The organism is uncultured Salegentibacter sp., from assembly GCF_963972535.1.
Lineage (GTDB): Bacteria > Bacteroidota > Bacteroidia > Flavobacteriales > Flavobacteriaceae > Salegentibacter.
On sequence record NZ_CAXAVR010000090.1, the window covers coordinates 1 to 11,363 of the forward strand.

An 11,363-nucleotide genomic window follows, 5' to 3' on the forward strand; every position below is an offset into this window, starting at 1 on the left:
AGCACTGGTCTCCAAAACCAGGTGTCGGGAGTTCGAGCCTCTCAACCCGTGCAAATACCTTAAGAATCACATGGCAGGAATTGGCAATTATATATCAGAATCTTATAACGAATTAAAAAACCACGTTACCTGGACAAGCTGGCCCGAAGCACAGAGGCTAACCATCCTTGTAGCCGTTTTTTCTATTATTTTTTCACTGGCTATTTGGGGTGTAGATACCGTATTTAGTTCGGCTATCGAAGAATATTTCAAATGGATTAAATCTTAAAGATAGTAGGATGGCAGAAGGAAAGGAAAAAAAGTGGTATGTAGTTCGTGCCGTTAGCGGTCAGGAAAACAAGGTTAAAGACTATATTGAGAAAGAGGTTAACCATCTTGGAATGGAAGATTATCTGGATCAGGTTTTAGTTCCTACCGAAAAAGTTATCCAAATTAGAAATGGTAAGAAAGTAAACAAAGAACGTGTTTATTTTCCCGGGTATGTAATGATTCAAGCTAGTCTTGAAGGTGAAATGCCACACGTGATTAAAAATATTAATGGCGTTATTGGGTTTTTAGGCGAAACAAAAGGAGGAGATCCTGTGCCGCTTAGAAAATCTGAAGTTAACAGAATGCTTGGTAAAGTAGATGAACTTTCAGTAAAAACCGATAACGTAGCAATACCTTTTACTATTGGAGAAACCATAAAAGTTATAGACGGTCCGTTTAATGGCTTTAATGGTACAGTAGAAAAGATAAATGAAGAAAAGCGTAAGCTTGAGGTAATGGTGAAGATTTTCGGAAGAAAAACACCGTTGGAATTAAGCTATATGCAAGTAGAAAAAGTATAAAGATTTTAGTTACATATTTTTTGATGGTTTTTTAAAGCTTCCACTCTAACAAACTATCACCTTAAAAATTAAGAAAATGGCAAAAGAAGTTAGTAAAGTTGTAAAACTACAAGTTCGCGGAGGTGCTGCTAACCCATCACCACCAGTTGGACCTGCTTTGGGTGCTGCCGGGGTAAATATCATGGAATTCTGTAAGCAATTCAATGGTAGAACCCAGGATAAACAAGGTAAAGTATTGCCGGTTGCGATTACGGTTTATTCAGATAAGTCTTTTGACTTTGTGATTAAAACTCCTCCAGCTGCAGTACAATTGTTGGAAGCATCTAAGAACAAAAAAGGTTCAGGAGAACCAAACAGAAAGAAAATAGCAAGTGTTTCTTGGGATCAGGTTAGAACTATTGCAGAAGATAAGATGCAGGATTTAAATGCCTTCACCGTAGAATCTGCAATGAAAATGGTTGCTGGAACAGCTCGTTCAATGGGAATAACTGTAAAAGGTGATGCACCGTTTTAATCCAAAAAGAAATTAAAAATGGCAAAATTAACTAAAAAGCAAAAGGAAGCCCAATCTAAGATCGAGAGCAATAAAGCTTACTCGGTGGCAGAAGCTTCAGCTTTAATTAAAGAAGTTGCTAACGAAAACTTCGATGCATCTGTGGATTTAGCGGTTCGTTTGAATGTAGATCCAAGAAAAGCCAACCAAATGGTTAGAGGTGTAGTAACCCTTCCACACGGTACAGGTAAAGATGTAAAAGTACTTGCGTTAGTTACTCCAGATAAGGAAGAAGAGGCTAAAGAAGCCGGAGCCGATTATGTTGGTCTTGATGAATATCTTGACAAAATAAAAGGTGGATGGACAGATGTTGATGTAATTATCACTATGCCTAGCGTAATGGGTAAATTAGGACCTTTGGGACGAGTACTTGGACCAAGAGGATTAATGCCAAACCCAAAAACAGGAACAGTAACTATGGATGTTGCAAAAGCAGTATCTGATGTTAAAGCTGGTAAAATTGACTTTAAAGTTGATAAAACTGGTATTGTTCACGCTGGAATTGGAAAAGCATCTTTTGAAGCTGAAAAAATTGCTGGAAACGCGAGAGAATTATTAACTACTTTAGTGAAGTTGAAACCTCAGGCATCTAAGGGTGTGTATATTAAGAGTATACACATGTCTTCTACAATGAGCCCGAGCGTTCAGGTTGATACTAAAAGGTTCACTGAGCAATAATAGTATAGATTATGACAAGAGAAGAAAAATCAATAGTAATTGAAGATTTAACTGCCCAGTTAACAGATAATTCTGTGGTTTATTTAGCAGATATATCTGGCCTTGATGCCGGAACAACTTCAAACTTGCGTAGAGCTTGTTTTAAAGCTAACGTAAAGCTGGCTGTAGTTAAAAATACGTTGCTTGCTAAAGCGATGGAAGCTTCAGATAAAGAATTTGGAGACCTTCCTTCAGTATTAAAAGGCAACACTTCCATAATGTTTTCTGAAACCGGTAATGCACCGGCCAAAGTAATTAAAGAATTCAGAAAGAAAAACGAAAAACCACTTCTTAAAGGAGCTTTTGTTGAAGAAGCTGTTTATGTAGGAGACGAATACCTTGACGCACTTGTAAATATCAAGTCTAAAGAAGAGGTTATTGGAGATATCGTTGGACTATTACAATCACCTGCTAAGAATGTTATTTCAGCACTTAAGTCTGGTGGCGGTAAAATCTCTGGAATCCTTAAGACACTTTCAGAAAAGGAAGGATAAATTAGTACGCACTTTTTAACAAATATAAATTAAAGAACTTTTTAAAAACGATAGAAAATGGCAGATTTAAAAGAATTCGCAGAACAATTGGTTAACTTAACCGTAAAAGAAGTAAACGAGTTAGCTGATATTTTAAAAGAAGAATATGGTATAGAGCCTGCAGCTGCTGCAGTAGCTGTTGCTGGTGGCGGTGCTGCTGGTGGTGGTGAAGAAGCTGAAGAGCAGTCTGAATTTGACGTAATTCTTAAGGCTCCAGGTGGATCTAAACTAGCAGTTGTAAAACTTGTAAAAGAACTTACAGGTCTTGGTCTTAAAGATGCTAAAGCATTAGTAGATGGCGCACCAGCTCCAGTTAAAGAAGGAGTAGCTAAAGACGAAGCAGAAGCACTTAAAGCACAGCTAGAAGAAGCAGGAGCTGAGGTTGAGCTTAAATAAGCTTGCCAGCAGCAATATTATTTAGGTTTAGACCTCAGGAATTCGTTCCTGAAGGTCTAAACCCTTTTGCGTATATAGGGGATTAACTCCTTGCGCGCCCGTTTTTTTATAAATTATAATCCGTCCATTGATGTTAGCAAAGCAAACTGAAAGAGTGAGTTTCTCTTCTGTAAAGAACAGACCTGATTACCCGGACTTCCTGGATATCCAGATCAAGTCTTTTCAGGATTTCTTTCAACTAGAAACCAAATCAGAAGAGCGGGGAAATGAAGGTCTCTATAATACCTTCCTGGAAAACTTCCCAATTACGGACACCCGTAACCAATTTGTACTAGAATTTTTAGATTATTTTGTGGACCCGCCAAGATATTCCATTCAGGAGTGTATAGAGCGTGGTTTAACATATAGTGTGCCTCTTAAAGCAAGATTAAAACTATATTGTACCGACCCTGAACACGAAGATTTTGAAACCATCGTACAGGACGTTTACTTAGGAACTATACCTTATATGACTCCAAGTGGTACTTTTTGTATCAACGGGGCAGAACGTGTGGTAGTTTCTCAGCTTCACCGTTCACCAGGAGTTTTCTTTGGACAATCGTTCCACGCAAATGGAACAAAACTTTATTCTGCCCGTGTAATTCCTTTTAAAGGTTCATGGATAGAATTTGCTACCGATATCAACAGTGTTATGTACGCATATATCGATAGAAAGAAAAAATTACCTGTTACCACACTTTTCCGTGCCATAGGTTTTGAGCGCGATAAAGATATTTTAGAAATCTTTGACCTTGCAGAAGAGGTAAAAGTTTCAAAAACAGGACTAAAAAAAGTATTAGGTCGTAAACTTGCGGCCCGTGTATTGAATACCTGGTATGAAGATTTTGTAGATGAAGATACAGGAGAGGTAGTTTCAATAGAACGTAATGAGATCGTTTTAGATCGTGATACAGAACTTGAAAAAGAGCATATAGAAGAAATTCTTGAAACCGGAAGTAAAACTATTCTTCTTCACAAAGAAGATAACTCTACCGGAGATTATGCTATTATTCATAATACATTACAAAAAGACCCTACCAACTCTGAAAAAGAAGCGGTAGAACATATTTATCGTCAATTACGTAATGCAGAACCGCCAGATGAGGAAACTGCACGTGGAATTATCGATAAATTATTCTTCTCAGATCAGCGTTACAGCCTTGGAGAAGTTGGTCGATATAGAATGAACAAAAAATTAGGTCTTGATGTTGCTATGGATAAGCAAGTGCTTACCAAAGAAGACATTATTACTATAATTAAATACTTAATCGAGCTTATTAATTCTAAAGCTGAGATTGATGATATTGACCACTTGTCTAACCGTCGTGTTAGAACTGTAGGTGAGCAATTATCTCAACAGTTTGGAGTTGGTCTTGCTCGTATGGCTCGTACCATTCGTGAAAGAATGAACGTTCGTGATAACGAGGTGTTTACCCCGATAGATTTGATTAACGCGAAGACATTATCCTCTGTGATCAACTCTTTCTTTGGTACCAACCAGTTGTCTCAGTTTATGGATCAAACCAACCCGCTTGCAGAAATTACGCACAAGCGTAGACTTTCAGCATTAGGGCCAGGTGGTTTATCAAGAGAAAGAGCAGGGTTTGAGGTACGTGATGTTCACTATACTCACTACGGAAGACTTTGCCCAATTGAAACTCCTGAAGGTCCAAACATTGGTCTTATTTCTTCACTTTCAGTTTATGCTAAGGTGAACGGAATGGGCTTCATTGAAACGCCATATCGTAAAGTTGAAAATGGAAAATTAGATTTTTCAGAAGAACCTATTTATTTAAGTGCAGAAGAGGAAGAGGACAAGAAAATTGCCCAGGCTAACATTCCACTTAAAGAAGATGGAACTATAGATTCTGAAAGAGTAATTGCCCGTATGGAAGGTGACTTCCCGGTAGTAGACCCAAAAGAGGTTCATTATACCGATGTTGCACCAAACCAGATTTCATCTATTTCGGCTTCGTTAATTCCGTTCCTGGAACATGATGATGCGAACCGTGCGTTGATGGGATCTAACATGATGCGCCAGGCATTACCATTATTGCAAGCCGATTCTCCAATTGTTGGAACCGGATTGGAACGCCAGGTAGCTACAGATTCTCGTGTATTGATTAATGCTGAAGGAGAAGGTGAAGTAGAATATGTAGACGCCAAGAAAATTATTATAAAGTACGATAGAACTGAAGAAGAACGTATGGTAAGCTTTGATAGCGATTCAAAGTCTTACGATCTTATTAAGTTCCGTAAAACCAACCAGGGTTCTTCTATTAACCTTAAGCCAATTGTTAGGGTAGGAGATAGAGTAACTAAAGGTCAGGTTTTATGTCAGGGTTACGCTACAGAAGCTGGGGAACTTGCTTTAGGTAGAAATATGAAAGTTGCCTTTATGCCTTGGAAAGGTTACAACTTTGAGGATGCTATTGTAATTTCAGAAAAAGTGGTTAGGGAAGATATCTTTACTTCTATCCATATTGATGAATACTCACTCGAAGTTCGTGATACAAAATTAGGTAACGAAGAATTAACCAACGATATTCCTAACGTTTCAGAAGAGGCTACTAAAGACCTTGATGAACACGGAATGATTAGAATTGGTGCAGAGGTTAAACCTGGCGATATTCTTATTGGTAAGATTACTCCAAAAGGAGAAAGCGATCCAACACCAGAAGAAAAATTACTTCGTGCTATCTTTGGAGACAAGGCCGGTGATGTAAAAGATGCATCGCTTAAAGCTTCTCCATCTTTAAATGGTGTGGTAATAGAGAAGAAACTCTTTGCCCGTGCTATTAAAGATAAGCGTAAAAGAGCTCAGGATAAAGAAGATGTTGCAGCGCTTGAGAAAAAGTACGACGCTAAATTCGCCAATTTAAAAGCTGAACTTGTAGATAAGTTATTCGCTATTATAGGCGGAAAAACTGCTCAGGGAGTTCAAAATGATCTTGGAGAAGAGGTAATGCCAAAAGGTAAGAAGTATACGTTGAAAATGCTTAATGCAGTAGACGATTATACTCACTTAACTCACGGTACCTGGACTACAGATGATCACTTAAACACTTTGGTAGCAGATCTTATTCACAACTATAAGATTAAGGAAAACGACCTTCAGGGTAACTTGAGAAGAGAGAAGTTTACAATCTCTGTTGGAGATGAACTTCCTTCTGGTATCCTTAAACTTGCTAAGGTTTACATCGCTAAAAAACGTAAACTAAAAGTAGGTGATAAAATGGCGGGACGTCACGGTAACAAAGGTATTGTTGCAAGAATAGTTCGTCAGGAAGATATGCCATTCCTTGATGATGGTACACCGGTTGATATCGTGTTAAACCCACTTGGGGTACCTTCACGTATGAACATTGGTCAGATCTACGAAACTGTACTTGGATGGGCAGGACAAAAGCTTGGTAATAAATATGCAACTCCAATTTTTGATGGAGCTACCATAGACCAGATTAACGAGCTTACTGATGAAGCTGGAATTCCTAGATACGGGCACACCTATCTTTATGATGGTGGAACAGGAGATCGTTTTGACCAACCTGCAACTGTAGGGGTAATCTATATGTTGAAACTAGGACATATGATTGAAGATAAGATGCACGCCAGATCTATTGGACCATACTCGCTTATTACACAGCAACCACTTGGTGGTAAAGCACAATTTGGTGGACAGCGTTTTGGTGAGATGGAGGTTTGGGCACTTGAGGCTTATGGAGCATCAAGCACCCTGCGTGAAATCTTAACAGTGAAGTCAGATGATGTGATAGGAAGGGCTAAAACTTACGAGTCTATCGTAAAAGGAGAGCCTATGCCAGAACCCGGCCTGCCGGAATCTTTCAACGTACTTATGCACGAATTGAAAGGTCTTGGTTTGGATATTAAATTAGAAGAATAAAATACTGTTTTAAAGGGGCGTTACGGCGCCCCAAAAACAGATTTTTCACAATAATTATAGCAGCAGAGTTATTATGGCTAGAAATAATGATAAGAATACAGTAAAGAGATTTGATAAAATCTCTATCGGTTTGGCTTCCCCGGAATCTATCCTCGCAGAATCTCGTGGTGAAGTTCTAAAACCGGAAACTATCAATTATCGTACGCACAAACCCGAACGTGACGGTTTGTTTTGTGAGCGTATTTTTGGTCCTGTAAAGGATTACGAATGTGCCTGCGGTAAATATAAAAGAATACGTTACAAAGGAATTGTTTGTGACCGTTGTGGGGTAGAAGTAACCGAAAAGCAAGTACGTAGAGACCGTGTTGGGCACATTAATTTGGTAGTTCCTGTAGCACATATCTGGTATTTCCGTTCTTTACCTAATAAAATTGGATACTTGCTTGGTCTTCCATCTAAGAAATTAGATATGATCATTTACTACGAGCGTTACGTAGTAATTCAAGCCGGTATTGCTAAAAACGAAGAAGGTGAACCATTAAAGAAAATGGATTTCCTTACTGAAGAAGAATATCTAAATGTTTTAGATAGCCTTCCGCAGGAAAATATGTATTTAGAAGACAGCGACCCAAATAAGTTTATCGCTAAAATGGGAGCCGAATGTCTTATTGAAATACTAAGAAGAATAGATCTTAACGAACTTTCTTACGAGTTAAGACATAAGGCAAATAACGAAACTTCAAAACAACGTAAAACAGAAGCGCTTAAGCGTCTTCAGGTTGTAGAAGCTTTCCGTGATGCTAATAATAATCGCGAGAATCTTCCAGAATGGATGATTATGAAAGTGGTTCCTGTAATTCCACCAGAATTACGACCTCTTGTACCTCTTGATGGTGGACGTTTTGCGACTTCAGATTTAAATGATCTTTATAGAAGGGTTATTATTCGTAACAACCGTCTAAAAAGATTAATGGAGATCAAAGCTCCTGAAGTAATTTTACGTAATGAAAAACGTATGCTTCAGGAATCTGTAGATTCATTGTTTGACAACACAAGAAAATCTTCAGCGGTAAAAACTGACTCTAACCGTCCGTTAAAATCGCTTTCAGATTCTCTTAAAGGTAAGCAGGGACGTTTCCGTCAAAACTTACTTGGTAAACGTGTAGATTATTCAGCACGTTCGGTAATTGTTGTAGGACCTGAGTTGAAGATGCACGAATGTGGTCTTCCAAAGAACATGGCAGCTGAACTTTACAAGCCTTTTGTAATTAGAAAATTAATTGAAAGAGGAATTGTAAAAACAGTAAAATCTGCCAAGAAAATAATAGATAAGAAAGAGCCGGTAGTTTGGGATATCCTTGAGAACGTTCTTAAAGGACACCCTGTATTGCTTAACCGTGCTCCTACGCTTCACCGTTTAGGTATCCAGGCATTCCAGCCAAAACTTATTGAAGGTAAAGCGATACAATTACACCCATTAGCCTGTACGGCATTTAACGCCGACTTTGATGGAGACCAGATGGCGGTTCACTTACCGCTTGGGCCAGAGGCTATTTTAGAAGCTCAGTTATTAATGCTTGCTTCTCATAATATCCTTAACCCTGCAAACGGTTCGCCAATTACAGTACCGTCTCAGGATATGATTCTTGGTCTTTATTATATGACCAAGTCTAGAAAATCTACAGACGAAGTTAAGGTTAAGGGAGAAGGACTTACTTTCTATTCTGATGAAGAAGTGGTAATCGCTTACAACCAGAAGAGAGTAGATCTTAACGCCGAAATCAAGATTCGCGCTAAAGATTTTAATGAACTAGGTGAGTTAACTTACCAAATTATAGAAACTACAGTTGGTAGAGTATTATTTAACCAGGCTGTACCAGAAGAAGTTGGATATGTGAATACAGTATTAACCAAGAAAAACCTTAGGGATATTATTGGTGATGTATTGGCTAAAACCAGTGTTCCTGCTACAGGTGAATTCCTTGATGCTATTAAGGAAATGGGTTATGGATACGCTTTCCGTGGTGGACTTTCCTTCAGTTTAGGTGATATTATTATCCCTGAAGAGAAACAAACTATGATTGATGAAGCTAACGAGCAGGTTGAAGGTATTGTAGGAAACTATAATATGGGTCTTATTACTAATAACGAACGTTACAACCAGGTAATTGATATCTGGACTTCTACCAATGCCGGTCTAACCGAATTGGCTATGAAACGTATTCGTGAAGATAAGCAAGGTTTCAACTCTGTGTTTATGATGCTTGATTCTGGTGCTCGTGGATCTAAAGAACAGATTCGTCAGTTAACCGGTATGCGTGGTCTTATGGCCAAGCCTAAGAAATCTAACTCTGGTGGAGGCGAAATTATTGAAAACCCAATTCTTTCTAACTTTAAAGAAGGACTTTCAATTCTTGAATACTTTATCTCTACTCACGGTGCACGTAAAGGACTTGCCGATACCGCACTTAAAACTGCCGATGCTGGTTACTTAACCCGTAGACTGGTAGATGTTTCGCAAGATGTTATTGTAAATGAAGAAGACTGCGGAACTTTAAGAGGAGTAGAAGTTAGACCACTTAAAAAGAACGAAGAAATTGTAGAATCTCTTGGAGAACGTATTTTAGGACGTATTTCTCTTCACGATGTTCTTAATCCTTCTAATAATGAACTTTTAGTAGCCTCAGGCGAAGAAATTACTTCAGAAATTGTTACAAAGATTGAAAACGCTCCAATAGAAAGCGTTGAAGTAAGATCTCCATTAACCTGTGAAGCTAAAAAAGGAATTTGTGTAAAATGTTACGGAAGAAACCTTTCTACCAATAAACTGGTACAAAGAGGTGAAGCTGTAGGTGTGGTTGCTGCGCAATCTATTGGAGAGCCAGGTACACAGTTAACACTACGTACATTCCACGTGGGAGGTATTGCAGGTAACATTTCAGAAGATAATAAACTAGAGGTTAAATTTGACGGTATTGCCGAAATTGAAGACCTTAAAGTTGTAAAAGGAGAAGCTCCAGATGGTAGCCAGTCTGAAATTGTGATTTCAAGAACTGCCGAGCTTAAAGTAAAAGATAAGAAAACCGGAGTGGTATTGAGTAATAATAACATTCCTTATGGTTCTCAAATCTTTATAGATAACGGTGCCGAAGTTTCTAAAGGTGATGTAGTTTGCCAGTGGGATCCTTATAACGGGGTTATTATTTCAGAATTTGCCGGTAAAATTAAATATGAAAACGTTGAGCAGGGTGTAACTTACCAGGTAGAGATAGATGAGCAAACAGGATTCCAGGAAAAAGTAATTTCTGAATCTCGTAACAAAAAGCTTATTCCAACTTTACATATTTTAGGTAAAAAGGATGAAGTAATTCGTTCTTATAACCTTCCGGTTGGAGCCCACCTTATGGTAGACAATGAAGAAAAGATAAGTGTTGGTAAGATTTTGGTTAAGATTCCGCGTAAATCATCTAAAGCAGGGGATATTACCGGTGGTCTTCCAAGGGTAACCGAGTTGTTTGAGGCTCGTAACCCATCTAACCCAGCAGTTGTTAGTGAAATTGATGGTGTTGTTTCCTTCGGAAAAATCAAAAGAGGTAACCGCGAGATTATCGTAGAGTCTAAATTAGGAGAGGTTAAGAAATACTTAGTGAAGTTATCTAACCAGATTCTTGTTCAGGAAAACGATTATGTTCGTGCAGGTATGCCACTTTCTGATGGTTCTGTTACTCCAGAAGATATTCTTAATATCAAAGGACCAAACGCGGTACAACAGTATCTTGTTAACGAAGTTCAGGAAGTTTACCGACTACAGGGTGTGAAAATTAATGATAAGCACTTTGAGGTTGTTGTAAGACAAATGATGCGTAAGGTTAGAATTCAGGATCCGGGAGATACTATTTTCTTAGAAAACCAACTTGTTCATAAATCAGATTTCATTGAGGAGAATGATAAAGTTTTCGGAATGAAAGTGGTTGAAGATGCTGGAGATTCAGAAAATTTAAGACCAGGACAAATCGTTTCACCAAGAGAGCTTAGAGATGAGAATTCATTGTTAAGACGTGAAGACAAAAACCTTGCAACTGCAAGAGACGTAACAGCGGCAACCGCTACACCGGTTCTTCAGGGTATTACTCGAGCATCGCTACAAACAAAATCGTTTATCTCTGCGGCTTCCTTCCAGGAAACTACCAAAGTATTAAACGAGGCTGCCGTAAGCGGTAAGATCGATAAGCTTGAAGGATTGAAAGAAAATGTAATTGTAGGACATAGAATTCCTGCAGGTACAGGTATGCGTAAGTACGATAGCATTATCGTTGGTTCTAAAGAAGAATTTGACGAAATGATGGAACACAAGCAAGAAGTTAATTATAACTAATGCCTATAAAAGAGCC

The 11,363-nt window shown here is 38.4% G+C and carries 8 protein-coding genes; all 8 read left to right on the plus strand.

The features are described 5' to 3' along the window. Positions 1-70: 70 nt before the first annotated feature. Positions 71-268: a preprotein translocase subunit SecE gene (secE, locus tag AACZ30_RS10535; protein WP_075325997.1), complete on the plus strand. Its 198-nt coding sequence runs from the start codon at positions 71-73 to the stop codon at positions 266-268. A gap of 10 nt (positions 269-278) precedes the next feature. Beyond that, complete coding sequence (gene nusG / locus AACZ30_RS10540) at positions 279-830, plus strand: transcription termination/antitermination protein NusG (protein WP_075325998.1); 552 nt, start codon at positions 279-281, stop codon at positions 828-830. Between the two features lie 76 nt (positions 831-906). After that, positions 907-1,344, plus strand: coding sequence for a 50S ribosomal protein L11 (gene rplK / locus AACZ30_RS10545; protein WP_057482053.1), 438 nt, complete (start codon positions 907-909; stop codon positions 1,342-1,344). A gap of 18 nt (positions 1,345-1,362) precedes the next feature. Continuing rightward, positions 1,363-2,061, plus strand: coding sequence for a 50S ribosomal protein L1 (gene rplA, locus AACZ30_RS10550; RefSeq protein WP_075325999.1), 699 nt, complete (start codon positions 1,363-1,365; stop codon positions 2,059-2,061). An 11-nt stretch (positions 2,062-2,072) separates the two neighbouring features. Next, positions 2,073-2,594: a 50S ribosomal protein L10 gene (gene rplJ, locus AACZ30_RS10555; RefSeq protein ID WP_075326000.1), complete on the plus strand. Its 522-nt coding sequence runs from the start codon at positions 2,073-2,075 to the stop codon at positions 2,592-2,594. 57 nt (positions 2,595-2,651) lie between these two features. Then, complete coding sequence (gene rplL / locus AACZ30_RS10560; RefSeq protein WP_075326001.1) at positions 2,652-3,029, plus strand: 50S ribosomal protein L7/L12; 378 nt, start codon at positions 2,652-2,654, stop codon at positions 3,027-3,029. A gap of 130 nt (positions 3,030-3,159) precedes the next feature. Then, a complete protein-coding gene (rpoB, locus tag AACZ30_RS10565) occupies positions 3,160-6,972 on the plus strand; it encodes a DNA-directed RNA polymerase subunit beta (protein ID WP_075326002.1) in 3,813 nt (1,270 codons plus the stop codon). Between the two features lie 73 nt (positions 6,973-7,045). Continuing rightward, positions 7,046-11,347, plus strand: coding sequence for a DNA-directed RNA polymerase subunit beta' (gene rpoC, locus AACZ30_RS10570; RefSeq protein ID WP_339649248.1), 4,302 nt, complete (start codon positions 7,046-7,048; stop codon positions 11,345-11,347). The last annotated feature ends 16 nt before the right edge of the window (positions 11,348-11,363 follow it).

Bases quoted from the DNA above. Each gene is read 5' to 3' on its own strand.
- secE (WP_075325997.1), top strand. From the start codon at position 71: ATGGCAGGAATTGGCAATTATATATCAGAATCTTATAACGAATTAAAA.
- nusG (WP_075325998.1), top strand. From the start codon at position 279: ATGGCAGAAGGAAAGGAAAAAAAGTGGTATGTAGTTCGTGCCGTTAGC.
- rplK (WP_057482053.1), top strand. From the start codon at position 907: ATGGCAAAAGAAGTTAGTAAAGTTGTAAAACTACAAGTTCGCGGAGGT.
- rplA (WP_075325999.1), top strand. From the start codon at position 1,363: ATGGCAAAATTAACTAAAAAGCAAAAGGAAGCCCAATCTAAGATCGAG.
- rplJ (WP_075326000.1), top strand. From the start codon at position 2,073: ATGACAAGAGAAGAAAAATCAATAGTAATTGAAGATTTAACTGCCCAG.
- rplL (WP_075326001.1), top strand. From the start codon at position 2,652: ATGGCAGATTTAAAAGAATTCGCAGAACAATTGGTTAACTTAACCGTA.
- rpoB (WP_075326002.1), top strand. From the start codon at position 3,160: ATGTTAGCAAAGCAAACTGAAAGAGTGAGTTTCTCTTCTGTAAAGAAC.
- rpoC (WP_339649248.1), top strand. From the start codon at position 7,046: ATGGCTAGAAATAATGATAAGAATACAGTAAAGAGATTTGATAAAATC.